The organism is Pseudoalteromonas sp. DSM 26666, assembly GCF_900116475.1.
Classification (GTDB): domain Bacteria; phylum Pseudomonadota; class Gammaproteobacteria; order Enterobacterales; family Alteromonadaceae; genus Pseudoalteromonas; species Pseudoalteromonas tetraodonis.
On sequence record NZ_FPAR01000011.1, the window covers coordinates 76,103 to 102,937 of the forward strand.

Annotated in this window: 30 protein-coding genes and 1 pseudogene; 26 read left to right on the top strand and 5 right to left on the bottom strand. The window is 41.3% G+C overall.

Going from position 1 to position 26,835, the window contains the following annotated elements:
* The first annotated feature begins 8 nt into the window (after positions 1 to 8).
* From BM380_RS16195 to BM380_RS16205, 3 genes are all read left to right on the top strand, one after another.
* The gene (locus tag BM380_RS16195) at positions 9 to 191 is read left to right on the top strand and encodes a hypothetical protein (protein ID WP_008109493.1); all 183 of its coding nucleotides are present in this window, start codon (positions 9 to 11) and stop codon (positions 189 to 191) included.
* Between the two features lie 9 nt (positions 192 to 200).
* Entirely contained in the window at positions 201 to 818 is a 618-nt protein-coding gene (locus BM380_RS16200) for a LysE family translocator (protein ID WP_090495201.1), read from the top strand.
* Between the two features lie 77 nt (positions 819 to 895).
* A complete protein-coding gene (locus tag BM380_RS16205) occupies positions 896 to 1,438 on the top strand; it encodes a PH domain-containing protein (RefSeq protein WP_064662879.1) in 543 nt (180 codons plus the stop codon).
* Positions 1,439 to 1,500: 62 nt separating this feature from the next.
* Here BM380_RS16205 and BM380_RS16210 read toward each other — a convergent pair whose 3' ends face one another.
* Positions 1,501 to 1,845 carry a rhodanese-like domain-containing protein gene (locus tag BM380_RS16210; protein WP_064662878.1) on the bottom strand — a complete coding sequence of 115 codons (345 nt, stop codon included), beginning with the start codon at positions 1,843 to 1,845 and terminating at the stop codon, positions 1,501 to 1,503.
* 5 nt (positions 1,846 to 1,850) lie between these two features.
* Positions 1,851 to 2,039: a YgaP family membrane protein gene (locus BM380_RS16215; RefSeq protein WP_008467276.1), complete on the bottom strand. Its 189-nt coding sequence runs from the start codon at positions 2,037 to 2,039 to the stop codon at positions 1,851 to 1,853.
* A 131-nt stretch (positions 2,040 to 2,170) separates the two neighbouring features.
* Between BM380_RS16215 and BM380_RS16220 the strand changes: the two genes are divergently transcribed.
* The 3 genes from BM380_RS16220 to BM380_RS16230 are packed head-to-tail and all read left to right on the top strand — an operon-like array spanning position 2,171 to position 6,814.
* Positions 2,171 to 2,473, top strand: coding sequence for an ArsR/SmtB family transcription factor (locus BM380_RS16220; RefSeq protein ID WP_008467273.1), 303 nt, complete (start codon positions 2,171 to 2,173; stop codon positions 2,471 to 2,473).
* 5 nt (positions 2,474 to 2,478) lie between these two features.
* On the top strand, positions 2,479 to 5,754 hold the full coding sequence (locus BM380_RS16225) for an efflux RND transporter permease subunit (protein ID WP_090495202.1): 3,276 nt from the start codon (positions 2,479 to 2,481) through the stop codon (positions 5,752 to 5,754).
* Entirely contained in the window at positions 5,744 to 6,814 is a 1,071-nt protein-coding gene (locus tag BM380_RS16230) for an efflux RND transporter periplasmic adaptor subunit (RefSeq protein ID WP_090495204.1), read from the top strand. The genes BM380_RS16225 and BM380_RS16230 overlap by 11 nt, the downstream gene beginning before the upstream one ends.
* Here the strand turns inward: BM380_RS16230 and BM380_RS16235 are convergent.
* Positions 6,811 to 7,487 (bottom strand): annotated as a pseudogene (locus BM380_RS16235) (nitroreductase family protein). The gene BM380_RS16230 and the pseudogene BM380_RS16235 overlap by 4 nt on opposite strands.
* 188 nt (positions 7,488 to 7,675) lie before the next feature.
* On the opposite strand from BM380_RS16235, the gene BM380_RS16240 reads away from it, so the two are divergent.
* Positions 7,676 to 8,554, top strand: coding sequence for an ABC transporter ATP-binding protein (locus tag BM380_RS16240; protein WP_090495205.1), 879 nt, complete (start codon positions 7,676 to 7,678; stop codon positions 8,552 to 8,554).
* 11 nt (positions 8,555 to 8,565) lie between these two features.
* Entirely contained in the window at positions 8,566 to 12,141 is a 3,576-nt protein-coding gene (locus BM380_RS16245; protein ID WP_090495207.1) for an ABC transporter permease/M1 family aminopeptidase, read from the top strand.
* Positions 12,142 to 12,939: 798 nt separating this feature from the next.
* Here BM380_RS16245 and BM380_RS16250 read toward each other — a convergent pair.
* Together BM380_RS16250 and BM380_RS16255 are read right to left on the bottom strand one after the other, a co-directional pair.
* Complete coding sequence (locus tag BM380_RS16250; RefSeq protein WP_090495208.1) at positions 12,940 to 13,617, bottom strand: TorF family putative porin; 678 nt, start codon at positions 13,615 to 13,617, stop codon at positions 12,940 to 12,942.
* A 372-nt stretch (positions 13,618 to 13,989) separates the two neighbouring features.
* Positions 13,990 to 15,153 (bottom strand): hypothetical protein, encoded by a 1,164-nt coding sequence (locus BM380_RS16255; protein ID WP_090495210.1) that lies wholly within the window; start codon positions 15,151 to 15,153, stop codon positions 13,990 to 13,992.
* 266 nt (positions 15,154 to 15,419) lie between these two features.
* Here BM380_RS16255 and BM380_RS16260 point away from each other — a divergent pair, with 266 nt between their 5' ends.
* The 18 genes from BM380_RS16260 (at position 15,420) to rplQ (ending at position 26,130) form a co-directional block, all read left to right on the top strand.
* On the top strand, positions 15,420 to 17,378 hold the full coding sequence (locus BM380_RS16260) for an AsmA family protein (RefSeq protein ID WP_090495212.1): 1,959 nt from the start codon (positions 15,420 to 15,422) through the stop codon (positions 17,376 to 17,378).
* 274 nt (positions 17,379 to 17,652) lie between these two features.
* The gene (gene rplN / locus BM380_RS16265) at positions 17,653 to 18,021 is read left to right on the top strand and encodes a 50S ribosomal protein L14 (protein ID WP_008115397.1); all 369 of its coding nucleotides are present in this window, start codon (positions 17,653 to 17,655) and stop codon (positions 18,019 to 18,021) included.
* A gap of 10 nt (positions 18,022 to 18,031) precedes the next feature.
* Positions 18,032 to 18,346, top strand: coding sequence for a 50S ribosomal protein L24 (rplX, locus tag BM380_RS16270; protein ID WP_004589210.1), 315 nt, complete (start codon positions 18,032 to 18,034; stop codon positions 18,344 to 18,346).
* A 16-nt stretch (positions 18,347 to 18,362) separates the two neighbouring features.
* Positions 18,363 to 18,902 (top strand): 50S ribosomal protein L5, encoded by a 540-nt coding sequence (rplE, locus tag BM380_RS16275; RefSeq protein WP_010392500.1) that lies wholly within the window; start codon positions 18,363 to 18,365, stop codon positions 18,900 to 18,902.
* A gap of 10 nt (positions 18,903 to 18,912) precedes the next feature.
* Entirely contained in the window at positions 18,913 to 19,218 is a 306-nt protein-coding gene (rpsN, locus tag BM380_RS16280; RefSeq protein ID WP_006794245.1) for a 30S ribosomal protein S14, read from the top strand.
* 21 nt (positions 19,219 to 19,239) lie between these two features.
* On the top strand, positions 19,240 to 19,632 hold the full coding sequence (rpsH, locus tag BM380_RS16285; RefSeq protein ID WP_016899320.1) for a 30S ribosomal protein S8: 393 nt from the start codon (positions 19,240 to 19,242) through the stop codon (positions 19,630 to 19,632).
* A 13-nt stretch (positions 19,633 to 19,645) separates the two neighbouring features.
* Positions 19,646 to 20,179 carry a 50S ribosomal protein L6 gene (gene rplF, locus BM380_RS16290; RefSeq protein ID WP_006794247.1) on the top strand — a complete coding sequence of 178 codons (534 nt, stop codon included), beginning with the start codon at positions 19,646 to 19,648 and terminating at the stop codon, positions 20,177 to 20,179.
* A gap of 9 nt (positions 20,180 to 20,188) precedes the next feature.
* On the top strand, positions 20,189 to 20,539 hold the full coding sequence (gene rplR / locus BM380_RS16295; RefSeq protein WP_008115388.1) for a 50S ribosomal protein L18: 351 nt from the start codon (positions 20,189 to 20,191) through the stop codon (positions 20,537 to 20,539).
* A gap of 9 nt (positions 20,540 to 20,548) precedes the next feature.
* Positions 20,549 to 21,055, top strand: a complete 507-nt coding sequence (gene rpsE / locus BM380_RS16300) for a 30S ribosomal protein S5 (protein ID WP_008115387.1) — start codon at positions 20,549 to 20,551, stop codon at positions 21,053 to 21,055.
* Between the two features lie 3 nt (positions 21,056 to 21,058).
* Positions 21,059 to 21,241 (top strand): 50S ribosomal protein L30, encoded by a 183-nt coding sequence (rpmD, locus tag BM380_RS16305; RefSeq protein ID WP_008115384.1) that lies wholly within the window; start codon positions 21,059 to 21,061, stop codon positions 21,239 to 21,241.
* Positions 21,242 to 21,245: 4 nt separating this feature from the next.
* Positions 21,246 to 21,680, top strand: a complete 435-nt coding sequence (gene rplO, locus BM380_RS16310) for a 50S ribosomal protein L15 (protein ID WP_013466073.1) — start codon at positions 21,246 to 21,248, stop codon at positions 21,678 to 21,680.
* A gap of 10 nt (positions 21,681 to 21,690) precedes the next feature.
* A complete protein-coding gene (gene secY / locus BM380_RS16315; RefSeq protein ID WP_008115380.1) occupies positions 21,691 to 23,019 on the top strand; it encodes a preprotein translocase subunit SecY in 1,329 nt (442 codons plus the stop codon).
* A 22-nt stretch (positions 23,020 to 23,041) separates the two neighbouring features.
* On the top strand, positions 23,042 to 23,155 hold the full coding sequence (gene rpmJ / locus BM380_RS16320) for a 50S ribosomal protein L36 (protein WP_002959476.1): 114 nt from the start codon (positions 23,042 to 23,044) through the stop codon (positions 23,153 to 23,155).
* 125 nt (positions 23,156 to 23,280) lie between these two features.
* Complete coding sequence (rpsM, locus tag BM380_RS16325; protein ID WP_008115377.1) at positions 23,281 to 23,637, top strand: 30S ribosomal protein S13; 357 nt, start codon at positions 23,281 to 23,283, stop codon at positions 23,635 to 23,637.
* Positions 23,638 to 23,649: 12 nt separating this feature from the next.
* Positions 23,650 to 24,036 carry a 30S ribosomal protein S11 gene (rpsK, locus tag BM380_RS16330; RefSeq protein WP_002959471.1) on the top strand — a complete coding sequence of 129 codons (387 nt, stop codon included), beginning with the start codon at positions 23,650 to 23,652 and terminating at the stop codon, positions 24,034 to 24,036.
* 21 nt (positions 24,037 to 24,057) lie between these two features.
* On the top strand, positions 24,058 to 24,678 hold the full coding sequence (gene rpsD / locus BM380_RS16335; protein WP_002959461.1) for a 30S ribosomal protein S4: 621 nt from the start codon (positions 24,058 to 24,060) through the stop codon (positions 24,676 to 24,678).
* 24 nt (positions 24,679 to 24,702) lie between these two features.
* Positions 24,703 to 25,689: a DNA-directed RNA polymerase subunit alpha gene (rpoA, locus tag BM380_RS16340; protein WP_008115371.1), complete on the top strand. Its 987-nt coding sequence runs from the start codon at positions 24,703 to 24,705 to the stop codon at positions 25,687 to 25,689.
* A gap of 39 nt (positions 25,690 to 25,728) precedes the next feature.
* Complete coding sequence (rplQ, locus tag BM380_RS16345) at positions 25,729 to 26,130, top strand: 50S ribosomal protein L17 (RefSeq protein ID WP_013466072.1); 402 nt, start codon at positions 25,729 to 25,731, stop codon at positions 26,128 to 26,130.
* Positions 26,131 to 26,835: the final 705 nt, after the last annotated feature.

Sequence of the window (26,835 nt, forward strand, 5' to 3'; positions counted from 1 at the left end):
GGATTAAAATGCAAAAAGTAATCGAATTCAGAAAGGCCCGTTTTTTGGGTGGGGTAGATATAGTCGCACTAAATGATCGCATACAGGAATTAAACCAAGACGGCTGGAAAGTAATAAACGCAGTGCCATTGACAGGCTTTTATGGGCAAGTGCATGGTTATGCATTACTTATTGAAAATGAAGAAATATAAGGGTTACTAATGGCATTATCATTATGGTTTAGCTTAGCACTGGTATGCATGATGGGAGCAATGTCGCCAGGGCCTAGTTTAGCTGTGGTATTAAAGCATAGCTTAAATGGCGGGATGAAAAATGGCATGCTGGCAGCGTTAAGCCATGGTTTTGGCGTTGGCTTATATGCAGCGGCCTCATTATTGGGATTAGGCGCATTGATGTTGCAGTTTCCTACTGTGTATCAACTTTTAGTGTACTTAGGGGCAGCCTATTTAGCGTATTTAGGTTTGAAAATACTATTTTCAAAACCTAACGACAGCGAGCTGCAAGTTCAAAAAAGTGCAGTGAGCAGTTCTAAGGCGTTACAAGATGGTTTTGCGATTGCATTTTTAAATCCTAAGTTGGCAATTTTCTTTTTGGCGCTATTTTCGCAGTTTATCGATCCAGAAAACCTTACATTAAACATCGGTATTATTATGTGCTTAACCGTTTTTGTAATAGATACTGGGTGGTATTTATTGGTGGCTTTACTTACTGATGTGTCTAAAAAGCGCTTTGGCTTTACCAAGCAAAATGTGTGGTTAGATAGACTATTAGGTATGGTATTTATTGCGCTTGCGATCAAAGTGGTAATAGGATTTTAACTATCAAAGTGATTGAATTGCGTACAGTTGGTAATTAATGTAACTTAAAAAAACTATAATTTAAAAGTGATAAAACGATGTCTAATATAATTTTAAAAAGTGCCACTTTTGATAACAAAGTTAAACAGTACTGGATGTGCTTAGCTGCAATATTTAGCCTTTTTCCAGTTGTAACTATTGTGTTTTTACCCGTTGTATTGCTTTTGGTGTGGCTAGTCGCAGGGCGAGTATTAGCAGCTATGTCGGCCGATTTGCTAGAGCGCAAGCTAGTGGTTAAACGCGGTATTTTGTTTAAAGAAGAAAAATCGATTCCGCTTGAAAAAATCACTGATGTGGGATTAAGTCAGGGGCCATTAATGCGACTATTTGGTTTATACCGCTTAAGCTTTGAAACTGCAGGGCAGTCTGGTCACGGTGCATTAGTATCGTTACTTGGGGTAGTTAATGCCAGTGAATTTCGTGAAGCCATTTTAACTCAAAAAGATAACCTCACTGCAGATCAGCCAGCCCAATCTAATAACGATGAACCACAAAGCCAAGTAGAGCTCATCCGCTCGCTTACCTACAGCGTAAAAAATATCGAGCAAATGTTAGTCAACTTGTTGGATGAGAGGAAGTAAGGCGCAGGTATACATTAATTTTCGGCGATCGGTTGATCGCCGAGTGATTTAATTTTTGGCCTTTAAAATACCTGACAAACAGCTTCTGCTTTACAGGTAATAACTGTGACGTTTTCATAACCTACGCGTGTCAGTGCTTCAGCGCTTAATGTTGCACGCGCACCACTAGCGCAATGTAAGTAAATAGGGCGTGCTGCGTCTTTTTCTATTTCCATTAACTTCATTTCAAGTAAGCCGCGCGGAATATTAATTGCGCCGGTAGCGGCTTTGGTTGCATGTTCAGCCGGTTCACGCACATCAATGAGTAATCCTTTGTTTTCACTGATCTCTTGTTTAGCTTGTTCGGCGTCGATACGACGTTGATTAGGCGTAATAATTTTTAGTAAATCGGGGATAGATGTAAGCATGGTGATTATTCCTTAAAGCCAAGTTTGCGTAATAGAGTGATCATTGGGCACCAGCTAGTAAAAGCTGATTGGATTAAGTTTACAGCGATAAAAGCGGTAAAGTATATCCACTTCGGATCGTGATACGTTTGCAAAAGGATTGATACAACAATCATGATGCCAGCGATAAGACGAAGTGCGTTATTGAGTTTCATAATAGTAGGTCACTTATTTGATTGAGTACAGAGCTACTATATTAGATATTGTTAAATTAGTAAATTCTAATATTAGACATTTCTTATCTAGCAATTTATACTAAGTGCATATTTTAGAATAAGAGCATAGTATGAAAATTGACTTTACAGCGATGGCGACTAATGTGGATCAAGCTGAGCAGCTATTAAAAATATTAGCGAATAAAAATCGACTAATGATTTTATGCTCATTACAAGATACCGAAATGAGTGTTTCGCAGCTTAACGAAGCCGTACCGCTAGCGCAGTCTGCGTTATCACAGCACCTAGCGGCACTGCGCAAAGCCAATGTAGTGGCTACTCGCCGCGAAAGCCAAACTATTTATTACCGCGTGATTGATCAAAATGCCGTGCATTTGTTAGGCACATTATATGGACTGTTTTGCAAGGGCTAAAAGTTATGAGCATGATTGATAACGCAGTAAAAAGCAGCTTAAGTGGCCGTATTCCGGTTATTATTTTTGTGTTGTCGATTTTGTTTGGCTTATTTGCTTTACAACAAACAGCGCGAGAAGAAGAACCACAAATAGTGGTGCCTATGCTCGATATATACGTATCGGCGCCCAACGTAGAAGCTCCAGAGGTAGCCAGATTGGTTACCCAGCCACTTGAAAAGCTACTTGCCCAACTTGGCGGTGTGGAACATATTTATTCCACTACACAAACGAATGCCGCAGTGGTTACACTTCGCTTTGAGGTTGGCCATGACCGCGAACAAGCTATTTTAGATACCTATGCAAAACTTAACAGTTATCAACATACCATGGCTTCTGTTATCAAAAGTTGGCAAATACGGCCCGTTGAAGTGGATGATGTACCTATTGTTATGCTGGGGCTATACAGTAAAGACCCACAACTTTATGGTGATTACGAGTTAACCCGCTTTGCTAACGAAATAGCCAACAGTTTACAACGTATTGAACACACCAGTGAAGTAAAAGTCATTGCTGGTCGTAAACGAACCCTCACCATTAATTTAAATGCCAGCGCATTGGCTGCCCACCAAACAACCGTAAATGACGTTTTTTATGCATTAAGCGTGTCTAATCAACTAACGCAAGTAGGCAGTGTGGTTGATGGTCAGCAGCAAATTGAATTGCAAGCAGGTGATGTTCTACGAAGTCAATCTGCTGTAGAACAGCTGGTAGTGAATGTTGTTAATGGCAAAAGTGTTTACTTGCTTGATGTTGCAAACGTTATTGATGGCCCAAGTGAAGCTAAGTATTACCAATGGCTTGCTCAATCGGCAAACCAGCAGCATTTGCCAATGGTAACACTAAGCGTTGCAAAACAAACCGGCACGAACGCTGTTGCAGTTGCCAACGATGTTCATCAAATGATGGCGCAGCTAACACGCACGCTATTACCCCCTGAAGTGAGCTATGCGGTATTAAGAGATTATGGCCAAACTGCCGATGAAAAAGTAAATAACCTCACTTCAAGTTTAGTCTTTGCGGTCTTTACTGTGGTGATATTTGCGGGGGTGTTTTTAGGTTGGCGTCCTGCCGTGGTGGTTGGGTTGGCGGTTCCTATTTGTTATGGCATTACACTCTCATTAGATTTTGCATTTGGTTACACCATTAACCGGGTGACCTTATTTGCGCTTATTTTATCTTTGGGTTTACTGGTAGATGACCCAATCACAGGTATTGATAATATTAGCCGCTTTTTGAATAAAAAAGGCGATAAAAAACAGCAGATTGTTGGTGCAATGAGCGAAATTCGAAATGCCTTGCTTATGTCGACACTCACTATAATGGTGGCGTTTATTCCACTGGCGTTTATCACCGGAATGATGGGGCCGTACATGGCACCTATGGCATTTAATGTGCCGGTTAGCGTGATGGTTTCTACCATTGTTGCATTTTTTGTAACCCCTTGGCTTGCGATGAAGTTACTCAAGCCTGATAACGAACAACCCTCCGAGCTTGCTCCTAAAATTGGTGCATATCAAAGAATATTAAGCCCATTATTGGCTTCTAAGGGGCGAGCTAAACTTGTTTTGTGGCTAACCCTAGCATTATTTATTATTAGCGCCATGTTACCCGTGATGCGTTTGGTGCCTTTAAAGCTACTCCCTTTTGATAATAAAAATGAGCTGCAAGTGCTGATAGATATGCCAGAGGGGACTAATCTGGAGCACACAGCTGCATTTACTAAACAAATCCAAACACTCACATGGCAATTAAACGAAGTAAGTGAAATAGCGGCCTATGTTGGTCAACCTTCAAGTATGGACTTTAACGGTATGGTGCGCGGCTATTATCGCCGTGAGGCAGCTAATCTCGCCGAGCTGAGAGTATTGTTAGTGGATAAGTCTAAGCGCGATCATCAATCCCATGGGGTGGTTATGCGTCTTCGCGAACAGCTCGCGATGCTAGCAACCGATGGCATTGTAATAAAAGTGGTTGAAGTACCACCAGGGCCGCCGGTACTGAGTACCTTAGTTGCTGAGGTTTACCGAGATGCTTTTGTTGATGAGCAAACACATTCTCACGCTGCCTTGCAGTTAGCTGCGCGTTTACAACAAGAGCCTCATGTAGTTGAAGTCGATACCTCAATGGTGGCACCCTCGCCATTACAGCGCTTTGTTACCAATAAAACCAAGGCCGCACTCAGTGCGGTTTCAACTCAAAATATTGCACAAACACTCAGTATTGCCTCTCAAGGTGAAAACGTGGGTGTACTTTATGTGAGCAATGAAACAGAGCCCGTTGATATTAAATTACAGCTACCTTATAGCGAGCGAAATCAGCTTTCGCAATTACTTGCACTTCAGGTTAGGGGCGACAGAGATTTAGCTAAAACCAGTAACGAGTTTGGTTTAAGCAGTGCGCCAAGGCCGTTAGTATCGCTTTCAGAACTCGGTGAATTTACACAACATCATGTTGCTAAAACGATTGTTCGTAAAGATCAGCGCGACGTGATTTATGTTATGGCTGAGCTTAATGGGCGCACACCAGCGGAAGTGATTGCTGATGTGAATGCTGATTTAAATGTATCAAACGATGAGTTTGTTAAAACATCGTGGGTAGGTCGTCACTTTTTTAATAATGGCGGAACAGCCCCATGGCAACTACCACAAGGAACCCATGTCAGCTTTAGCGGCGAGGGGGAATGGCGCATAACCATTGATGTATTTAGAGATATGGGCATTGCCTTTGCGTTTGCGCTCAGTGCTATATTTATAATTTTACGGGTACAAACACAGTCGGCGAGTTTATCGCTGATTATCATGTCAGCTATTCCGTTAACAGTGATAGGTATAATGCCAGGTTTTTGGCTGTTAAATCAGTTTGGTGAGCGCTCCATAGCAGGTGCCCCAGAGCCGGTATTATTTACTGCCACAGCGATGATAGGCATGATTGCCCTTGCAGGTATCGTGGTGCGTAACTCACTTATTTTGGTTGAGTTTATTAATCAAGCTCGCGGCCAAGGCATGGCAATTAAAGAGGCGCTTGTTGCAGCGGGTACGGTGCGAATGCGCCCTGTGCTCCTAACCGCAGGTACCACTTTGTTGGGTAACTTAGTGATCACACTCGATCCGGTATTTAGCGGGCTCGCGATTGCGATTATTTTTGGCATTGTGGCGTCTACATTATTTTCATTATTTGTAGTACCGCTTGTTTATTATTTAGTGTTTGCAAGCACAGAGGATGAAGCGCATGCAGGGTAAATCAAAACTTATAGGCACATTTGCCGCGTTATTTGTCATTATTATGGCTGTGTTTTATATGGCAGGCAGCTTTTCTGACAAGCAAGCTGCTGGCTTAAAAGAATCAAAAATAACGAGCTATCAAGGTGAGCGAGTAACGGTAACGCTGCAAAGTATTGCAGGCACTGAGCAGGTACCAGGTAGTGTAATAGCAAAACAAAATACGCAAATTTCATCGCATGTTATGGCGCAGGTTGAGCAGTTAAAAGTACGTGCTGGCGATAAAGTCGCTAAGGGCGATTTACTTATTATGCTCAAGCAAGATGATTTTAAAGCAGCATTAGCGCAAAGCAGTGCAAATATTAATGCGGTGCAAGCGTCGTTAACGCAAGCTAAAAAGCAACTAGCCAGAATGATTGATTTAAATGCGCAAGGATTAGTATCTGTTAGTGAATTAGATGACGCCAAAGCAAAGTTTGAAAACTTAACCGCTAATTTAGCGGTTGCTAAGCAACAGCAAACGCAAGCTCAGGTATCGCTTAATTATACGCGTATTACTGCCCCTATTTCGGGCGTGGTCGTTGAGCGCCTAACTGAACCTGGCGATACTGCAACACCCGGTAAACCGCTGATTACTTTGTATAACCCATTACAGTTACAGCTTGAATTTAATGTACGTGAACAACAAGCAGTAAAATTAAGAGTAGGGGACAGTTTAAATGTGGTATTACCTTCTCTAGATATAACAACACCCGCAACGGTGAGCGAAATTGTACCAGTGGCAGATAACGCGGCGCGCAGCTTGCTTATTCGTTTAGAAGCCGATGCGCAACTTGGTTTAATGCCAGGCCTTTATGCTCAACTACAGTTACCAATAAAAAGTACCCAAGGTGTATTAATTGATCCACGTTGGGTGCATGAGTTTGGTCAGCTCAATATGGTGTATGTACTTGAAAACGAAACGCTGGTTAAACGTTTCGTGCGTTTAGGCAGTATTATAAATAACCAGCAACACGTAATAGCAGGCCTAAAAGAGGGTGATGTACTTGCTGTTGATTACATGCCAAGTCAAAGCGATTAAATAAAACTCGCAATTTCATCAATCGACTTTTTATCTAGGGCGTGCAGCGGCACTGTTGCATGCTCATCTGGGTAACCAGTAATAAGTAACATATAAGGGCGTTCGTTGTCTTTATCACGCCCACAAATATCGGTTAGAAAACTCATCGGTTTTGGTGTGTGGGTAAGTGTTGCAAGGCCTGCGCGGTGCAAGGCTTGAATTAAAAAGCCAGTGGCAAGGCCTACCGATTCATGCACATAGTAATTGGTGTTTTTATCGTCCGTATTTACACCCCCTTTTTTTGACTAAACACCGCGATTAACCATGGCGCGTGCTCTAAATAGGGTTTGTTAGCATCGGTGCCTAAGGGTTTTAGTGCATCTAACCATTCTTCACCCGCTCTGCCTTCATAAAAAGAGCGTTCTAATTTCTCGGCTGCTTCACGAATTTTCTTTTTAACATCACTACTATTAATTGCTACAAAATGCCAAGGCTGGTGGTTTGCGCCACTAGGCGCTGTACCTGCCGCTTTTATACAGGTTTCGATGATTTCTTTTAGCACTGGGCGGTTACTAAAGCTGCGAATACTATGACGGCGTTGACTCGTTTGTAAAAACTCATTCGCACGCGTCAGCATTTCCTCTGGCGGGTATTCTATAAAATCGGCTAATAGTTGGCTTTTATGATTTTGCATGGCTGTTCGCTTCTTATTTTTAGAGTGTGTGGTTTTTATACCGAGAGGCTCATTTCTAAGCAAGTGTTATTAGAATGAATTTCTGTTTATTTATTGTTACAAAGTTAACTAGTTACTAACTTATGTTCCCGTTTTTAATATGGTATAAAGTAGTACAAAAATAATACTTACAATTCAAGGAAGTAAAAATGCTATCAATAACAGGGTTATCAAAAACCTACGACAACGGTGTCCACGCTCTACAAGGTGTCGACTTAAATATTCCTAAAGGTATGTTTGGATTACTCGGTCCTAATGGGGCTGGTAAATCTTCATTGATGCGTACAATTGCAACGTTACAATCAGCAGATAGCGGCAGCATAAAGTTTGATGGGATTGATGTTTTAGCACAACCCAAAAGTTTACGTGAGCGTTTAGGTTATTTACCGCAAGATTTTGGTGTATATCAACGTGTGAGTGCCTATGACTTATTAGATCATATGGCAGTTTTAAAAGGCTTAAATAATAAAGCTGAGCGTAAAGAGGCCGTTGAAGGGTTACTCGCGCAAACTAATTTATACGACCACAGAAAAAATGCAGTGAGTGGTTTTTCGGGCGGTATGCGTCAGCGTTTTGGTATTGCACAAGCTTTATTAGGCGACCCTGATTTACTCATTGTTGATGAACCAACGGCAGGGCTGGATCCTGAAGAGCGCAATCGTTTTCATAATTTATTGGTTGGTTTAGGCGAAAGTAAAGTGGTGATTTTATCAACCCATATAGTTGAAGATGTATCTGAGCTTTGCCCAAATATGGCTGTATTAGCAAGCGGTCAAATTTTGCTGGAAGGTAATCCAATCGAGCTGACTAATACGCTGCAGGGAAAAATATGGCACAAGGCGGTGAGCCAAGCCGAAGCTATCGAACTCGAACAGTCATTACCTGTAATCGCAAAACGCTTGTTTGCAGGCAAAACATTACTCAGCGTATTTGCTGACGATGCCCCGCAAGGTTTTGATGCAAAGCCCGCTGATTTAGAAGACGTTTATTTTTCAACATTGCACAAGCATCGCAATAAAGCGGCATAAGGATACTGATTATGTTGTTTAAAATGATGCAATTTGAGCTGCGCTATTTTATACGTCAGCCCTCTTTCTATATCACGTCACTTATTTTGTTCTTTCTAACTTTTATGGCGTCTGTTTCTGACACGGTGCAAATCGGTGGAAGCAGTAATGTGAATGTAAATTCTCCTTACGCAATTTTGCAATTTATTGCGATTATGTCGGTGTTTGCTATTTTTTTAGTGGTCAATTTTGTCGGCAGTTCTGCTCTTCGTGATGATGTGAGTAAACTTAACGAATTGGTACTAAGTAAGCCACTAAACATCGCTCAGTATAGAGCGGGTAGATTCATCGGGGCTTATTTGGTCACGCTATTGGTGTTTTCAACTACGATGTTGGGTGTGTGGGTTGGCAGTGGTTTTGGTAACCTAATAGGTTGGTTAGATAGTGAGATGGTAGGTGAAAATAAACTCAGTTATTATTTAGTGCCTTTCTTTTATATTGCTGCCCCTTCTTTGTTTGTTGTTTCATCGCTAATCAACGCAGTCGCAGTGCGCTTTCGCAGTATGGTGACGCTCTATCTCGTTGCTGTTGCTTTACTTATTAGTTATTTGGTTGGAAGAAGTATCTTCGGTGATATTCAATATCGCGAAATCTCAGCTTACCTAGATATGTTTGCTCTGTCTGCTATGAGAGTTCAGATGGAATACTGGACAATAGCTGATCGCAACGTGATGGAAATTACCTTAACAGACCAATTATTGCATAACAGGCTAATTTGGTTAGGTGTTGGCTTGGTAGCATTTGTAACTGCAGCGCTTAATTCATCCCATCATTTGGCGCAAAAGCAAAAAGTGAAAGGCAAGGCCAATAAAGATAGTAATACTAATTCTGCAGCCGCTCTTAACTTTAATATAACGGCAAAATCGACAGGAAGTAATGCGTGGTCGCAGTTTTTAACGCGGACTGTTTTTGAGGTCAAACAAGTTATAAAAAGCTATTCGTTTGGTATCTTATTGATTTTATCTTTAGCGACATTAATTCCTGCGTTGGTAGGTTCAATGGGCTCATACGGGACTGATATTTGGCCTGTCACTTTTAGAATGGTTGAGCTTATTCAAGGTAGCTTTGGTACTTTAATGATAATAGTACTGGTTTACTATTGTGGTGAACTTGTATGGCATGATCGTGAATCACGAATGTCAGACATTGTTGATGCTTATCCTGTTGCAAATTGGGTGTTCTGGGGCTCTAAATATGTAGCTTTGAGTGCTGTTTTATTATTGTTATGCGTATTTGGATCTTTGGTGACATTGTTTTATCAAATGATTATGGGCATGGCGAACTTCGATATTGCTCAATATGTAATCAGGCTTGGTTATTTATTTGTACTTATGCTTATTTTTCAAGGTGGCTTTGCATTTTTATTACAAGTAATTAGCCCTAACAAGTACGTCGGTATGGGTTTATATGTACTGTACTTTATTACGACTCAGGTGATGAGTAGCTATGGCTTTGAGCATAACATGTTTGCTATTGGAAGTACGCCAAGCGCGCCTTATTCAGACATTAATGGTTACGGCCACTTTTTAACTGCGGTGCATTGGTATAATTTATACTGGTTTGGCTTTAGTATGATCATTGCTGCACTCAGCTATGCGCTTTGGCCTCGTGGTGCAGGGCAAAATTTAAAAGCACGGGTTAAGTTATTAGGCTATCAACTTGGCAATTCAGGTAAGGTTGTTATGGTATGCGGTGCACTTATTTTTGTTGGTGCGGGTAGCTATATTTACTACAACACAACAATACTTAATCAATTTATAACTACTGACCAGTCTGAAGATTTAAAAGAGCAATATGAACGTGAGTTTGGTCAATTTGTTAATGCGGCTGTGCCTATTCCGACTGATGTTGTTGTTACTGCAGATATTTACCCTCAAGAGCGACGTATTAATGCAAGCGTAGTTATGCAAGTAGAAAATAAGTCGCAACATCCGATTACACGAGTATTGGTGAATAAACCTTATCATACTCATAAATGGAGTGTTGTGGCAGATGGTGCGCAACTGGGCGAGTTAAATGAGCAGTATCGTCATGCTTGGTTAGAGTTTACAGAGCCAATGCAACCAAATGAAAGCCGCGAAATTGTGATGAGCGTAGAGCGTCATACTAAAGGTTTCGTAGATAGAGGTAGTGACGAACGAGTAGTATATAACGGTACATTCATCGATAACTCAGCACTGTTTCCAACCTTTGGTTATTCCTTTGGTAAGCAATTGCAAGATAAAAATGAGCGTCGTCAAAGAGGTTTACCAGAGTTAAAGCGCGGCAATAAAATTGAAGAAAAGCAATATCATAACCAACCTTTATTTGCGGATAATTATGTCAGTTTTGCTGCCACTATTACCACCGATGAGTCTCAAATTGCGATGGTTCCGGGTTACTTGCAATCACAAACTACTAAAGACGGCCGCACTACGTTTGTATACGAAATGGATGCACCTATGAAGCACTTTTACACCTTGCTCTCTATGGATCTTGAGGTGAAAAAAGAGCTGTACAATGGCGTAAATATAGAAGTTTATTATCACAAACAGCATGCTTGGAATATAGATACGATAATTCAATCTACCAAAGACTCTTTAGATTACTTTTCCAAAGAGTTTAGCCCCTATCAGCATAAGCAAATGCGTATTATTGAGTTCCCTCGTTATCGTAGTTTTGCGCAGAGTTTTGCTAATACAGTCCCGTTCTCTGAAAGTATGGGGTTTATTACCGATACGCGTGAACCTGATAATATTAACTATCCTTACTATGTAACATCGCATGAGTTAGCGCACCAATGGTGGGGGGGGCAGGTGATTGGCGCGAAGGTTGAGGGCTCTAATATTTTATCTGAAATGCTCTCTCAATATGCAGCAATTATGGTGATGAAAGAGAGATACGGTGAAAACAATCTTCGTAAATTCTTAAAGTATGAGCTAGATCGTTATTTGTTCGGACGAACGACTGAGCCTTATGATGAGAGGACTCTAGCGCGTACAGTAGGGCAGCAATACATCCATTATAACAAAGGATCTGTGGTTATGATGGCCATTCATGATCTGTTAGGTGAACAACGTTTAAATGCCGTTTTACGAGCTTTTTTGCAAGATTACCAATATGCACAAGATCGTTACCCTACCACGTTAGACTTTATTGCCTACCTAAAGGAAGGAGCGAGTGAGCAAGAGCAAGCATTCATTGAAGATCAGTTTAATGCCATTACGTTATATGAGTTAAAGCTCAGTGATGTTGATGTTCAAGAGGCTGAATCTGTTGATGGCGAGCATACTGTTACGCTAACTATTTCTGCAGCAAAAAAACATGCAGATGGGGAAGGGAATGAAGAGGATATTCCATTAGCGCAAATGATAGATGTCGCTTTGTTTAGCGCAGATCCAAATGAAATTCAGGAAGGGGATACTGTTATCTACATGCAAAAGCACGAGATAAAAACAGGTGAAAATACCATTACATTAAAGGTAACTGAGTTACCTAAATTTGCTGGTGTTGACCCTTTCGTTAAGTTAATTGATAAAAAAAGTGGCGATAATATCAAGGCGCTATAATGTTAACTTGGACCAAAATACCAGTTTTTTTATAGACTGGCGATAAACCTTATATTTAATAGATAAAGACGATCGAGTTAAATTTATCTTTATAAACATAAAAGGCCGCATTTATGCGGTCTTTTTATATGAATGATTTATAAGATTTGTAGTCATGTGATATTTGTTAAACAATTTATTACTCAACATTTTTTGCCCTCTTATAAAGTTAATTACTAATAGTGAGCTAATCAGGATGATTATCCAATCATTAATAATGGGTGCTGCTTTACTTGATTTTAGTACTTACTATGAGGTAAAAAGTTAGCCGCAAGCCAGCGCAAAAATAACAAGTAAGGCAAGTGTTGAAGATAGCCATCCATTTTATTTATAGGGATAAGTGTTTGAGCAGCGTGAAGATGTAGAGCAAATTTGTAAGGATACTCAGGTTGCTCAAATGCAGTTGGCAGGAAAGTCAGTATGAACTTTAAACTAATTATTGTGAGTTCGCGGTATTGACTGGTTGCACAAATATTGATTTTATTTTTTATCGAGGGGGGTGAAGTAAACAATCACATACAAGCTCGCAATTGCAAAGTGTGCATGCTTATAAATCCTTTACTAATGGCTTAGTATAGTTAGTTATCAATCAAGTTGGTCCTTTTTGGCATCCTAAATCAGTTGCAATTGATTGCAACAAGAACGAGTTTAAAGCTGAATAAACAGGCGTTTTTATATTTATGGTTAATTTAAAAGGTGGCCATTAAACGAGAAAAGGGCCTTTCGGCCCTTAGTGTTGCAGCAAGTAACACATTCTTTTTATAGGCTAAAGTCGACAGCGTAGGCTACATAAGCTTTAACATCTGAGCCGTCCATGTCGTTATCAGATAGGCCAAAGGTAAAACCATCCTTAGAAACTGATACGCCATAATCAATGATATTGTCATCACCGATGAAATCGCCTGAGTAATGCCCTATGTGTAGCGCCATTTCAGTGCCATTGCTACCAACAGCGAAGCTGTAATCGGCGTTTAAATACAGTGAATCACCAAAATCAGTACCATCACCACTGGCAGCAGATGTTGCAAGTACGGCTGCACCAAATGTAAAACCTTGCACACTAATGCTACCGTAAACTTCTGAAAAATCAGCATCGGCATCTGATGCCGCATCTGGGTAAGCGTAATAAATATAACCTACGTCATAACTTACGTTTTCATTAATAGCGCCGCCAAAACCGGCGTATAAGTCTAGTTCGTAAGTCATTTCATCGGCCCAAGACGCATTTGACGCCCAGGTACCTGCATAAAATCCAGATTCATTAGCGTAATCAATACCGCCAGATACAGCTGCATCGCCCCCAGTTTGCTCTTGTCCGCGCCATAAGTAGTTAGAAGTAGCGGCTGCATTGGCTGTTACTTCGGCAAATGCAGTAGTTGATGTCATTCCTGTTAATGCCAATGCACTGATCAATATTGTTTTTTGTAGTTTTAGCATGTCTCATTTCCCATTGTATGATTTTGCACGCCAAGGCTTTTTATTATAAACGACTACAACCTTTTGAACGGCGGCGTATTATTACGTTACTGCAGGGGGAATTGCACTGTATGTGCCAGCTTCCATTTATTTAATAAAAAATAAATTTTATGTTATAAAACAAGGTGTTGAAGTTATGCGCAAAGACGCTTTGTGAAAAGTATGTAAGGAAAGAACACACTGCTGGTGCAAAAAAAAGCCTGGCTGCACCATTAGAGCGCTACCAGGCTATCTATATTAGGATCTATTGGCCTTTGAAAATTTAACCTTGAAAGGTCTACAGACCCTAACGTTAAGCTAGTTTATTAAAGCTAATTGCGTTTGATATACGTTTTATCCAAAAATGGTACGCATAAGTGTAATTGTTTCGTTTACACCACGGCCTTTTTGTACTTCGCTAATAATAGAATCACGCTTAGCACGAATATGCTCTGGGATGTCATCAGCAGCAAGTGCGCGGTCCACTAATATTTCAGCCGATTCTTTGCCGCGGCGTGGCGCTTTACTGCTGCTCGAAGTGCTACGTGTAGGTTTATTTAGTAGCTTAATGTAGTTAGAGTTATCTGCAGTATTCGTATCTGCATAATAAAAAAAGCAAGGTATTAGCGCTTTAATATCCACTAACTGAGTTTCTAGTTCATTACCTGCATTGGCCATTTTAAACCATGACATAGCGTGAATGCTTTGTACTACATCTTGCCAGTAACGCTCAAAGTCACGGTTATTTAATTTGGTGATACCAAGTGCGGAGCAAAGTGCATCTAAGCGACTGTTACTAATCGGTGTAAATACATCAGGGCGGCGCATTGCTAATAAACGGGTTGCAGGCGCTAGTGTTGGTTTTTCATCACTGCCATTAAATGCACTCAAGTAAGCAATTACAAATTGTTGGTAATTACTTTGCGCTACATCACCCTCAAGTGGGATATTGCTCAGGGCATCGTCAAATGCACCTGGCAAGTCAGCCAACATCTGGTGAAAGCCTTTAGCACTTTTTGTAGAGGCAAACCATTCTACATCAAAGTTATAAGTACTCGGGTCGAGTGACGCCATGTGCTTACCGCTAAAAGCGAGTAAGTCTTCAGGGATCATGTCTTTTAATGGTTGTTTACGCAGGCCTGAGATATAAGCAGTTAAACGTAATTGCTCATCAAGTGCCACCAGTTCTTTATGTTGTTCTACAAACATACTCACTACTGGCCAAGGTGCTACCCGTAATGTTTTTAACTGTAAAAAGCTAATCGCTGAAATAAGTTGGTCATGCAGTTTTTTTAATAATGGTAATTGTGAGGTTTCGAGTAAGTCGTAATTAATGCGGTCGCGGCTTGCACTTAATAGCTCGTAACACCAACCTAAAAAATCTTCTGGATGGTTTTCCACTTTCACGGCCATCAGGTTTAGGCTTAGCTCTGAAGATTGCTTCAGAATGTTTTGATAAATTTGACTTTCTTGTTCGCCTAATGCCATTTTTGACGGTGAAATTAGCAGTTTCTTCATGCCTTGTAGACTCTCCGGTTAGATATTTTTTTTAGTCGCTACATTTTAGCTTATTTAGGCTAAATACAACAGGGGCGCGCATCATACCGAACAATTGCAGCAATGTAATCAGGGGCATGAATCTTTAAATTTATTAAAATGAGTTTTGAAAACCTGATTTTAAAAAGGGATGCCCTAATTGATATGTTTTTTATTTATTTAACAATGCTTTTAGTGTTAACTCCCGCTATGATAAGAACATTATTTGCACGTTTGAAAGGATGATCATGAAGACCTTATTTAAAATTATTGGTGTCATATTATTGCTATGCATAGCGTTAATTGTTGCTGCACCTTTTTTAATTCCTACTGATACCATTTTTAATAAAGTGTCTGAGCAGGTTGAAAAAACAACCGGGCGCACATTAACCATAAAGGGCGATAAAACCCTCAGTGTATTCCCCGCATTAAAATTAGAGCTTAATGATGTGCATTTTGCCAATATGCCTAGCGGCTCTCGCGCTGATATGGCAAGTATGCAGCAACTTGCCGTTCATATTCCTTGGCTTTCATTACTCGGTGGCGAGTTAAAGCTAGAAAAGTTTGTCATTAATGAGCCTGATATTTTGCTAGAAACCGATAAAAGCGGTAAAGCTAACTGGCAGTTATTTGATGCAGTGGCCAAGCAACCTGAGCAGCAAACTCAATCGGGTGAGGCAGTCAAACTACCTGAAAACTTTGATATTCAATTAGGTGAAGTCGCTATTTATGGCGGGTCGTTTACATATTTAGATGGTCAAACGGGTGCTAAACAACAAATTAGCGATTTAGAACTGGCTATATTACTGCCTTCACTGCGCAAACAGCTCGAAGTCAAAGGGGCTATTACTTATATGCAAGAGCGATTTGAGCTTGATGTAAAACTTGATACTCCAGCAAAAGCGATTGAAGGTGCCACATTTAATGTAAAGCAAACGCTTAACTCACGTTTAGTCGATTTAACGTTTGATGGCAGCATAGCCAAACAAGGCCAAGATATTAAAGGATTATTAGCACTTAACGGTGATTCAGTTAAAAATATTGCTAACTGGCAAGGGGTTGACTTAAACGCTAAAGACAATGCGTTTAATGCCTTTAGTATCAATGCCCAAATGCACTTGCTCAGTGAGGAGTTTAACCTAACTGAATTAGTTGCAACGCTCGATGCACTCGAGATTAAAGGTAAAAGTAAGGTGAATCTAGGCAGTCGTTTAGCGGTTAATGCTGATATTGACCTAGGGATGCTTGATTTAAATCCTTACTTACCAGAAACCGTAGCTAAAAAAGAAGCCCCTGCAAAAGACGAGTCTAAGCCTGCAGAGCCAATAGTGTGGGATGATACTAAAATTGATTTAAGTGGCTTAAGTGCATTAGATGCAAATGTGATTGTCCGTTCAAGTGGCTTAAAAGCGAACGATATTAAACTCGGCGCAAACCAGTTTACTGTGGCACTTAAAAATAGCATTGCTAAATTAAGTTTAGACAGCTTTGCGGCTTATGAAGGAACAGGTAAAGGGGTGGTGACTATCAATGCTCAAAATACCCCTTATAAAATAGCAACCAACTTCGATTTAGATAAAATAGACGCACAGCCATTACTTAGCGATGCTGCAGGCTTTGATAAGCTAATGGGCAAGGGCTCTTTAAACTGGAATCTAACCACAGCAGGGCAAAGCCAAAAAACGTTTATTAACGCGCTTAATGGTAAACTAGGATTCAAGTTCGCTGATGGTGCAGTTGAGGGAGCAAACGTAGCAGAAATGGTGCGTAAGGGGAAAGAGCTAGTTAAAGGCAACTTTAATGCCGTGTCTGAGGGATTAGATACAGGATTTGAGGAATCTGAGAAAACAGATTTCTCTGCACTTTCTGGTAGTTTTAACTTTACCAATGGCGTAGGCAAAAATACTGATTTATCGTTGATCAGCCCTTTAATACGCATTTCAGGTGAAGGAGACGTTGATTTACCGCAAACGCTTGTTAACTATCGACTAGTAACAGGCGTCGTTGACTCTATTGAAGGTCAAGGTACAACCGATGACAGTACTGGCTTTAAAGTTCCTTTACGCATAAAAGGCCCGTTTCATGACGTGAATATAAAGCTTGATGTAAGCAATGCTTTAAAAGATGAAGCTAAGCAAAAGCTTGATGATGCAAAAGACAAAGCTAAAGATAAAATTAAAGACAAATTAAAAGGTTTGTTTGGCTAATTTTAATTACTGATATAAAACAAGGCATCAACAAGATGCCTTGTTTGTTTTATAACCACCTGTAAATTAGATAAATAGCATAGAAAACCTCGTTTTAATTTAGCATCCCTATTAAATTAATTAAAAAATAACCTACCACTCCCCCCTCAATGCTGATACAATTGCCCGCCCTTAAGAGACATCTAGTATGTTTTTTGAGTGGAATTCAATCGAAATGTCTTGATTTTAAACAAATTTAAGACAAGTTGTAATTACTACACCGGAGGTCATTAACATGATCCAAATGCAAACTCAGCTGGAAGTTGCTGATAACAGCGGCGCTCGCAAAGTGCAGTGTATAAAAGTCCTTGGTGGTTCACACCGTCGCTATGCAGCGATTGGCGATATCATTAAAGTTTCTGTAAAAGAAGCGATTCCTCGCGGTAAAGTGAAGAAAGGTGATGTTAAAAACGCGGTAGTTGTGCGTACCAAAAAAGGCGTTCGTCGTCCAGACGGTTCATTGATCCGTTTCGACAGCAATGCGGCTGTTATCTTAAATGATAACTTGCAGCCTATTGGTACTCGTATTTTCGGCCCTGTGACTCGCGAACTTCGTAATGAAAAGTTCATGAAAATCGTTTCACTAGCCCCAGAAGTACTGTAAGGAGTCTATCATGGCAGCAAAAATCCGTCGTGATGACGAAGTAATCGTACTAGCAGGTAAAGACAAAGGTAAGCGCGGCAAAGTGCTTTCAGTTGTAACCGAGTCTGGTCGAGTATTTGTCGAAGGCATTAACTTAATCAAGAAACACCAAAAGCCGGTTCCACAGTTGAACCAAGCTGGCGGTATTGTTGAGAAAGAAGCGTCTATCGACGTATCAAACGTTGCGATCTACAACTCGGAAACGAGCAAAGCAGATCGTGTAGGTTTCAAGATTGAAGATGGTAAGAAATTACGTATCTTTAAATCTACTGGTAAAACTATCTAATAGTTGGAGTAGAATGATGGCGAAACTGCATGAAGTATATAAAGACAAAGTAGTTGCTGAACTTCAAGAGAAGTTTGGTTTCAGCTCTGTCATGCAAGTCCCTCAGATCGAGAAGATCACATTAAATATGGGTGTGGGCGAAGCCTTAGCTGACAAGAAGATTTTAGATAACGCTGTTGCGGATCTAGAAGCTATCTCTGGTCAGAAACCTTTAATCACTAAAGCACGCAAATCTGTTGCTGGCTTCAAAGTGCGTGAAGGTTACCCGATTGGTTGTAAAGTAACCCTACGCGGCGAGCGTATGTGGGACTTTTTTGAGCGTTTGGTTTCAATCGCTATCCCACGTATCCGTGACTTCCGTGGTGTGAGTGCTAAGTCTTTTGATGGACGCGGTAACTACAGCATGGGCGTACGTGAACAAATCATCTTCCCAGAAATTGATTATGATAAAGTAGACCGTGTACGCGGTATGGATATCACAATCACTACATCTGCGAAATCAGATGAGGAAGGCCGTGCGTTGTTAGAAGCGTTTAACTTCCCATTCAAGAAATAAGGGTAGGGTTATGGCAAAGAATTCTATGAAAGCGCGCGAAGCAAAGCGCACTAAACTAGTTGCTCAGTACGCTGAAAAGCGTGCAGCACTAAAAGCTATCATCAGTGATGTTAATACATCTGAAGATGATCGTTGGGACGCGGTACTTAAGCTACAAGCTTTACCTCGTGATTCTAGCCCTGCACGTCAACGTAATCGTTGTAACATTACGGGCCGCCCACATGGTTTCCTTCGCAAATTCGGCATGAGCCGTATTAAAGTTCGCGAAGCAGCTATGCGCGGTGAAATTCCTGGCCTTAAAAAGGCTAGCTGGTAATAGAATCATGGGAGTAAGACTATGAGCTTGCAAGATCCTATCGCGGATTTATTTACACGAATCCGTAACGGTCAGTCAGCGAAAAAAGTATCTGTAACGATGCCTAATTCGAAACTGAAAGTAGCAGTAGCTAATGTATTAAAAAATGAAGGTTACATCGCAGACTTCTCAGTAAGTGGTGATGTAAAACCTGAGCTTTCTATCGAGTTAAAGTACTTCGAAGGCAAAGCTGTTATTGAAAATATCCAGCGTGTAAGTCGCCCTGGTCTACGTATCTATAAGAGACGTGACGAATTACCAAAGGTAATGGGTGGTTTAGGTATCGCTATCGTATCAACTTCTAAAGGCCTAATGACAGACCGCGCAGCACGTAGTGCAGGCGTTGGTGGTGAAATCATTGGTTTTGTAGCTTAATCGGAGGGGAACTATGTCTCGCATAGCAAAGGCACCAATAAACGTTCCTGCCGGTGTAGAAGTTACATTAAAAGGCCAGGAAATCACAGTTAAAGGCAAAAACGGTGAACTTACTCGTACTATCAACGATGCAGTTGAAGTACAAGTTAACGACAACGTTATTACAACTTTACCTCGTGAAGGCGTAGCCAATGCATGGGCACAAGCAGGTACTGCTCGCGCTCTAATCAACAACATGGTTGTTGGTACGCATGAAGGTTACGAGAAGAAACTTCAGTTAGTAGGTGTTGGTTACCGTGCTGCAGCTAAGGGCAAAGTTTTAGACTTAACTCTTGGTTTCTCGCACCCAGTTAATTTCGCAGTTCCTGAAGGAATTACGATTGAAACTCCAAGCCAAACAGAAGTTCTAGTTAAGGGCGTAGATAAGCAGTTAGTTGGTCAAACAGCTGCTAACATTCGTGCATACCGTAAACCTGAGCCTTATAAAGGTAAAGGTGTTCGTTATTCAGATGAGAATGTACGCCGTAAAGAGGCTAAGAAGAAGTAAGGTAAGACGATGGATAAAAAAACAGCTCGTCTACGTCGTGCTAAACGCACTCGTAGAAATTATATTGAACAAGGCACAACGCGTCTTGTTATCCACCGCACGCCACGTCACATTTACGCTCAAGTTGTAAACGCTGAGGGTAATGTACTGGCTGCTGCTTCTACTGTTGAGAAAGCTATTAGCGAAACAGTTAAAGGCACAGGCAACGTTGCAGCTGCACAAGCAGTTGGTAAAGCGGTTGCTGAACGTGCGGCTGACAAAGGCATCGAAAAGATTGCTTTTGATCGCAGTGGCTTTAAATATCACGGCCGTGTGAAGGCGCTAGCTGATGCTGCGCGTGAAGCCGGTTTGCAATTCTAGGAGTAGACAATGGCTAACGTAGAAGCAAAGCAACAACAGCCTGATTTAGCTGAAAAGCTAATCGCGGTGAACCGTGTGTCTAAAGTAGTTAAAGGTGGTCGTATCTTTAGCTTTACTGCACTAACTGTAGTTGGTGATGGCGCAGGTAAAGTAGGTTTCGGTTATGGTAAAGCACGTGAAGTTCCAGCTGCTATTCAAAAAGCAATGGAAAAAGCACGTCGTAACATGATCAACGTAGACCTAAATGGCAACACATTACAGCATCCTGTTAAAGGACGTCATGCTGGCTCACAAGTGTTTATGAAACCAGCATCTGAAGGTACTGGTATCATTGCAGGTGGTGCTATGCGTGCAGTACTTGAAGTGACTGGTGTGCAGAACGTACTTTCTAAATGTTACGGTTCTACTAACCCGATCAACGTTGTACGTGCAACGATCTCAGCTCTTGAGAACATGAATTCTCCTCAGTCGATCGCTGCAAAACGTGGTCTTCGAGTAGATGAGATTTTGGGGTAAACCATGGCTAATAAAACTGTAAAAGTAACACAAGTAAAAAGCTCTATCGGTCGTTTACCGAAGCATAAAGCTACATTACGCGGTCTTGGTTTACGTCGTATCAATCACACTGTTGAGTTAGAAGACACAGCATGTGTACGTGGTATGATTAACCAGGTTTATTACATGGTTAAGGTAGAGGGGTAATTCGATGCATTTGAATACACTTTCACCTGCTGCAGGTTCAAAAACTGCTCCAAAACGTGTTGGTCGTGGTATCGGTTCTGGTCTTGGTAAGACTGGTGGCCGTGGTCACAAAGGTCAAAAATCACGTTCTGGCGGTAAAGTACGCGTTGGTTTCGAAGGCGGTCAAATGCCTATGCAACGTCGTCTACCTAAGTTCGGTTTCACTTCTCGCAAATCATTAGTATCTGCAGAAATTAACCTATACGAAATCGCTAAAGTTGAAGGCGATGTGGTAGACCTAAGCGCGTTACAAGCAGCTGGTCTAGTTAAAAAGAACGTTCAGTTCGTTAAAGTTGTTAAATCTGGCGAAGTTTCACGCGCTGTTACCGTTAAAGGCCTTAAGGCTACTAAAGGTGCACGCGAAGCTATCGAAGCTGCCGGAGGCAAGGTAGAAGACTAAGGAAGTACTAATGGCTAAACCAGGTCAAGATACACAAAGTGCACAAGGTGGACTTTCGGAATTGAAGCGCCGATTACTCTTCGTATTGGGTGCTATCATAATTTACCGTCTAGGTTCATTTGTGCCGATCCCTGGGATTGACGCCGCTGTACTTGCCGATTTCTTCGAGCAACAAAAGGGCACCATTGTTGAGATGTTCAACATGTTTAGCGGTGGTGCGCTTGAGCGAGCTTCAGTGTTAGCACTGGGTATCATGCCGTATATCTCGGCTTCGATTATTACGCAACTATTAACGCATATGTATCCGCCGTTTATAGAGCTTAAGAAAGAAGGTGAGCAAGGGCGTAAAAAGATAAGCCAGTACACACGCTACGGCACGCTTGTGCTTGCTACTATCCAATCAATCGGTATTGCCACAAGCTTACCGGGCATGATGAACGGGTTAGTTGTTAACCCAGGTATGGGATTCTATTTCACCGCAGTGGTGAGTTTAGTAACCGGTACTATGTTCCTTATGTGGTTGGGCGAACAGATAACAGAACGTGGTATCGGTAACGGTATCTCAGTTCTAATATTTGTTGGTATTGTAGCTAACCTGCCGTCTGCTATTGGTTCGACAGCCGAAATGGCGCGCCAAGGTGATTTGAATGTTTTTGTACTGTTGATGGTTGCGGTTATAGTATTCGCTGTTACTTATCTTGTTGTATTCTTTGAACGTGGTCAACGACGTATCGTTGTTAACTACGCCAAACGTCAACAAGGTCGTCAAGTATTTGCTGCTCAAAGCACGCATTTACCTCTGAAAGTAAATATGGCGGGTGTTATTCCACCAATCTTCGCTAGCAGTATAATTCTGTTCCCTGGTACAATTGCAAGCTGGTTCGGCCAGGGTGAAGGTCCGGTTGCTGATGTGCTACAAGCAATTGCTACAACGTTGACTCCAGGTCAGCCTTTGTATGCAATGGTTTTAGCTGCGGCTATCATCTTCTTCTGCTTTTTCTACACAGCGTTGGTTTTTAACCCACGTGAAACGGCAGACAACCTGAAAAAATCTGGCGCATTTATCCCAGGTATTCGTCCAGGTGAGCAGACATCTAAATACATTGATAAAGTGATGACACGCCTGACATTGGCAGGTGCTTTGTATATAACCTTTATCTGTCTGGTGCCCGAATTCATGACTATGGCATGGCAAACGCCATTCTATTTCGGCGGTACATCAATTTTGATTATCGTTGTAGTAATCATGGACTTTATGGCACAAGTACAGACGCATCTGATGTCACATCAGTATGATTCTGTGCTGAAAAAAGCGAACCTTAAAGGCTACGGTCGATAAGGTCAGTTTACGGAGTTGAGCAATGAAAGTACGTGCTTCCGTTAAGAAAATATGCCGTAACTGTAAAGTTATTAAACGTGCTGGTGTAGTACGCGTAATTTGCAGTGAGCCTAAGCATAAGCAAAGGCAAGGCTAAGTAAACAGTCGTGCAGGCTGAGGTTTCTCGGCCTGTGTTTTTAGTTGTGATTTGGTCTTCGTTTGAGTATCCTTACGGGCTTTTCAAACAGATGATTACCAAATTCAAATATAGGAGATGTGTTAGTGGCCCGTATCGCTGGCATTAACGTCCCTGATCATAAACATGCAGTTATTGGTTTAACAGCTATTTATGGCATAGGTAAGACTCGCTCTAAGGCTATCTTAGAAGCGACTGGTATCGCCGAGACCACAAAAATCGGTGAACTTTCAGACGAAACACTTGACGTATTGCGTGAAGCAGTTGGCAAGTACACTGTAGAAGGTGACCTTCGTCGTGAAGTTACTTTGAATATCAAGCGCCTTATGGACCTTGGTTGTTTCCGTGGCCTACGTCACCGTCGCTCTTTACCACTTCGTGGTCAAAGAACAAAGACTAACGCGCGTACCCGTAAGGGTCCTCGTAAGCCTATTAAGCGATAAGGGGATAGTAAAATGGCTAAGACACCAATTCGTCGTAAAAAGGTTAAAAAGCAAGTTGCTGATGGTATGGCTCATGTTCATGCGTCTTTCAACAACACTATTGTAACGATTACCGACCGTCAAGGTAATGCACTATCATGGGCTACTGCCGGTGGTTCAGGTTTCCGTGGTTCACGTAAATCTACTCCATTTGCTGCTCAGGTTGCTGCAGAGCGTGCAGGTACTGCTGCTCAAGAATACGGTTTAAAAAATCTAGAAGTTTTCATCAAAGGTCCAGGTCCAGGTCGTGAATCTGCTGTACGTGCTTTGAATGCTGCTGGTTACCGTATCACCAACATTACTGACGTGACGCCAATACCACACAATGGTTGTCGTCCACCGAAGAAACGTCGCGTTTAACAATAGGTTAGGAGAAATAACATGGCAAGATATTTGGGCCCTAAGCTCAAGCTGAGTCGTCGTGAAGGTACTGACCTGTTCCTTAAGAGCGGCGTAAGAGCTATCGACTCTAAGTGTAAACTTGAGACTGCACCTGGTCAGCACGGCGCTCGTAAAGGACGCTTATCTGATTACGGTTTACAATTACGTGAAAAGCAAAAAGTACGTCGTATCTACGGTGTATTAGAAAAGCAATTCCGTAACTACTACAAAGAAGCTGCTCGCCTTAAAGGTAATACAGGTGAAAACTTGTTACAGCTTTTAGAGCAACGTTTAGACAATGTTGTATATCGCATGGGTTTTGCTAGCACACGCGCTGAAGCACGTCAGTTAGTAAGCCACAAAGCGATTCTAGTTAATGGTCGTGTTGTGAACATTCCTTCATACGTAATTACTCCAGAAGATACTGTTGTAATCCGTGAGAAGTCTAAGACACAAGCACGTATCATCGCTGCTCTAGAGTTGGCTGAGCAACGTGAAAAGCCGACTTGGGTTGAAGTTGACGGTAAGAAATTGGAAGGTAGCTTCAAGCGCCTACCTGAGCGTTCAGATCTGTCTGCGGACATTAATGAACAACTAATCGTCGAACTTTACTCTAAGTAAAGTTAAGAGTTAAGAGAGGATAAAATGCAGGGTTCTGTTACAGAATTTCTAAAACCAAGGTTAGTCGATATCGACGCTATAAACCCAACGCGTTCTAAAGTAGTTTTAGAACCACTCGAGCGTGGCTTTGGTCACACTTTGGGTAATGCCTTACGCCGTATACTGTTATCATCTATGCCTGGATGTGCAGTAACTGAAGTTGAAATCGACGGTGTATTGCATGAGTACAGCGCGAAAGAAGGCGTACAAGAAGACATCATTGAAATACTACTAAACCTTAAAGGTCTAGCGGTAACGTTAGAAGGCAAAGATGAAGTTTTTCTGACCCTGACTAAATCTGGTGTAGGCCCTGTGACTGCGGCAGATATTCAGCACGATGGCGATGTAACAATTGCTAACCCAGATCATGTTATTTGTAATTTAACTACAAATAACAGCGAGATCAGCATGCGTATTCGTGTTGAGCGTGGTCGTGGTTATGTGCCGGCATCTAGTCGTTTATCCTCTGATGACGATGAGCGTCCAATTGGTCGATTGCTGCTTGATGCATCATTCAGCCCAGTTGAACGTATTGCGTACTCGGTTGAATCAGCCCGTGTTGAGCAACGTACAGACTTAGACAAGTTAATCATTGATATGGAAACAAACGGCACTTTAGATCCTGAAGAAGCGATCCGCCGTGCGTCTACTATCTTAGCTGAGCAACTAGATGCATTCGTAGATTTACGCGATGTAACTGAGCCAGAAGAGAAAGAAGAGAAGCCAGAATTCGATCCTATTCTACTTCGTCCAGTTGATGATCTTGAACTAACAGTACGTTCAGCAAACTGTTTGAAAGCCGAGCAAATTCAATATATCGGTGATTTAGTTCAGCGCACTGAAGTTGAGCTTCTTAAAACGCCTAATTTAGGTAAGAAGTCTCTAACTGAAATAAAAGACGTGCTAGCTTCACGTGGTCTTTCTCTAGGTATGCGCCTAGAAAATTGGCCGCCTGCAAGCCTAGCTGAATAATCTAAATCACTATATTAGTTTAGTTAGAAGGATAGGGTCATGCGCCATCGTAAGAGTGGTCGTCAATTAAACCGTAACAGTAGCCATCGTAAAGCGATGTTCAGCAATATGGCAGGTTCTTTGGTGAAACATGAAATCATCAAAACTACTTTGCCTAAAGCGAAAGAGTTACGCCGTGTAATTGAACCTTTAATCACACTGGCTAAGACTGACAGCGTAGCAAATCGCCGTTTAGCATTTGCCCGCACGCGTGATAATGAAGTAGTTGGTAAATTGTTCAGCGAAATCGGTCCTCGTAATACAGACCGTCCAGGTGGTTACACTCGTATTCTTAAGTGTGGCTTCCGTGCTGGTGATAATGCACCAATGGCTTATATTGAACTAGTTGGTCGCCCAGCGGCGAGCGAAGAAGTTCAAGAAGACGCACAGTCTGCAGAGTAAGTCTTTAAAGAGACACCAAAAAGCCGAGCTTATGCTCGGCTTTTTAATACCTAAAATTTATCACACGGTAATAGGAACGCGTAAAGTCCTCCCCAATTTTTTTATCAATAATAAACAACAGCCCCATATCAATAAAGGCAGTCTATTTGCTACTAACAGAAAAATAGTTCGCTTATTTAAATACTTTCTTCATGTTACCCCTGACTTATATATGCTATTTAGCTATGATTGGTAAAAATAAGCTAATTATATAACTTAAGGTTGTGATTAACGTCATAGGTTGAAACAGTAAATACATAAGTAAAGAAAGCCTTACCTATATGCTATGTTTTTTGCCAAATGCCCTTAGTGTTCTACTAGCTAAAATAGTTATAGCAAGAAATTGGATGCTATTTGCAAGCGATTTCAACATCAACACGTTATCATTAAAAAATAACTTATAACCTCATTTGAAGCTAAATATGCTTGAGTTTAGTTGTCTTTTTAAGCGTTTAGTTGTAATTTTGTTCGAACAGACATTTATTTCAAGTTTTCTTCAAAAAAGGGTTGATCTGTTTTCGGATCTCCCTATAATGCGACCCCACTGAGACGGCAGAGCGCAACGCATAGCGAGGCACGAGCTACTCAGTGAGTTGAGTAAAACTTAGTTTCGAAAACTTTCAAGTTTAACAAAATTAAGTGTTGACAAAAAAATAGGAAAGCGTA

Bases quoted from the DNA above. Each gene is read 5' to 3' on its own strand.
- rpsE (WP_008115387.1), top strand. From the start codon at position 20,549: ATGGCTAACGTAGAAGCAAAGCAACAACAGCCTGATTTAGCTGAAAAG.
- rplR (WP_008115388.1), top strand. From the start codon at position 20,189: ATGGATAAAAAAACAGCTCGTCTACGTCGTGCTAAACGCACTCGTAGA.
- rplX (WP_004589210.1), top strand. From the start codon at position 18,032: ATGGCAGCAAAAATCCGTCGTGATGACGAAGTAATCGTACTAGCAGGT.
- rpsH (WP_016899320.1), top strand. From the start codon at position 19,240: ATGAGCTTGCAAGATCCTATCGCGGATTTATTTACACGAATCCGTAAC.
- BM380_RS16195 (WP_008109493.1), top strand. From the start codon at position 9: ATGCAAAAAGTAATCGAATTCAGAAAGGCCCGTTTTTTGGGTGGGGTA.
- rpsD (WP_002959461.1), top strand. From the start codon at position 24,058: ATGGCAAGATATTTGGGCCCTAAGCTCAAGCTGAGTCGTCGTGAAGGT.
- rpsN (WP_006794245.1), top strand. From the start codon at position 18,913: ATGGCAAAGAATTCTATGAAAGCGCGCGAAGCAAAGCGCACTAAACTA.
- BM380_RS16205 (WP_064662879.1), top strand. From the start codon at position 896: ATGTCTAATATAATTTTAAAAAGTGCCACTTTTGATAACAAAGTTAAA.
- BM380_RS16210 (WP_064662878.1), bottom strand. From the start codon at position 1,845: ATGCTTACATCTATCCCCGATTTACTAAAAATTATTACGCCTAATCAA.
- BM380_RS16230 (WP_090495204.1), top strand. From the start codon at position 5,744: ATGCAGGGTAAATCAAAACTTATAGGCACATTTGCCGCGTTATTTGTC.
- rplQ (WP_013466072.1), top strand. From the start codon at position 25,729: ATGCGCCATCGTAAGAGTGGTCGTCAATTAAACCGTAACAGTAGCCAT.
- BM380_RS16240 (WP_090495205.1), top strand. From the start codon at position 7,676: ATGCTATCAATAACAGGGTTATCAAAAACCTACGACAACGGTGTCCAC.
- secY (WP_008115380.1), top strand. From the start codon at position 21,691: ATGGCTAAACCAGGTCAAGATACACAAAGTGCACAAGGTGGACTTTCG.
- rplE (WP_010392500.1), top strand. From the start codon at position 18,363: ATGGCGAAACTGCATGAAGTATATAAAGACAAAGTAGTTGCTGAACTT.
- BM380_RS16245 (WP_090495207.1), top strand. From the start codon at position 8,566: ATGTTGTTTAAAATGATGCAATTTGAGCTGCGCTATTTTATACGTCAG.
- BM380_RS16225 (WP_090495202.1), top strand. From the start codon at position 2,479: ATGAGCATGATTGATAACGCAGTAAAAAGCAGCTTAAGTGGCCGTATT.
- BM380_RS16250 (WP_090495208.1), bottom strand. From the start codon at position 13,617: ATGCTAAAACTACAAAAAACAATATTGATCAGTGCATTGGCATTAACA.
- rpsK (WP_002959471.1), top strand. From the start codon at position 23,650: ATGGCTAAGACACCAATTCGTCGTAAAAAGGTTAAAAAGCAAGTTGCT.
- rpoA (WP_008115371.1), top strand. From the start codon at position 24,703: ATGCAGGGTTCTGTTACAGAATTTCTAAAACCAAGGTTAGTCGATATC.
- rplF (WP_006794247.1), top strand. From the start codon at position 19,646: ATGTCTCGCATAGCAAAGGCACCAATAAACGTTCCTGCCGGTGTAGAA.
- rpmD (WP_008115384.1), top strand. From the start codon at position 21,059: ATGGCTAATAAAACTGTAAAAGTAACACAAGTAAAAAGCTCTATCGGT.
- BM380_RS16215 (WP_008467276.1), bottom strand. From the start codon at position 2,039: ATGAAACTCAATAACGCACTTCGTCTTATCGCTGGCATCATGATTGTT.
- BM380_RS16255 (WP_090495210.1), bottom strand. From the start codon at position 15,153: ATGAAGAAACTGCTAATTTCACCGTCAAAAATGGCATTAGGCGAACAA.
- BM380_RS16220 (WP_008467273.1), top strand. From the start codon at position 2,171: ATGAAAATTGACTTTACAGCGATGGCGACTAATGTGGATCAAGCTGAG.
- rpmJ (WP_002959476.1), top strand. From the start codon at position 23,042: ATGAAAGTACGTGCTTCCGTTAAGAAAATATGCCGTAACTGTAAAGTT.
- rplO (WP_013466073.1), top strand. From the start codon at position 21,246: ATGCATTTGAATACACTTTCACCTGCTGCAGGTTCAAAAACTGCTCCA.
- BM380_RS16200 (WP_090495201.1), top strand. From the start codon at position 201: ATGGCATTATCATTATGGTTTAGCTTAGCACTGGTATGCATGATGGGA.
- BM380_RS16260 (WP_090495212.1), top strand. From the start codon at position 15,420: ATGAAGACCTTATTTAAAATTATTGGTGTCATATTATTGCTATGCATA.
- rplN (WP_008115397.1), top strand. From the start codon at position 17,653: ATGATCCAAATGCAAACTCAGCTGGAAGTTGCTGATAACAGCGGCGCT.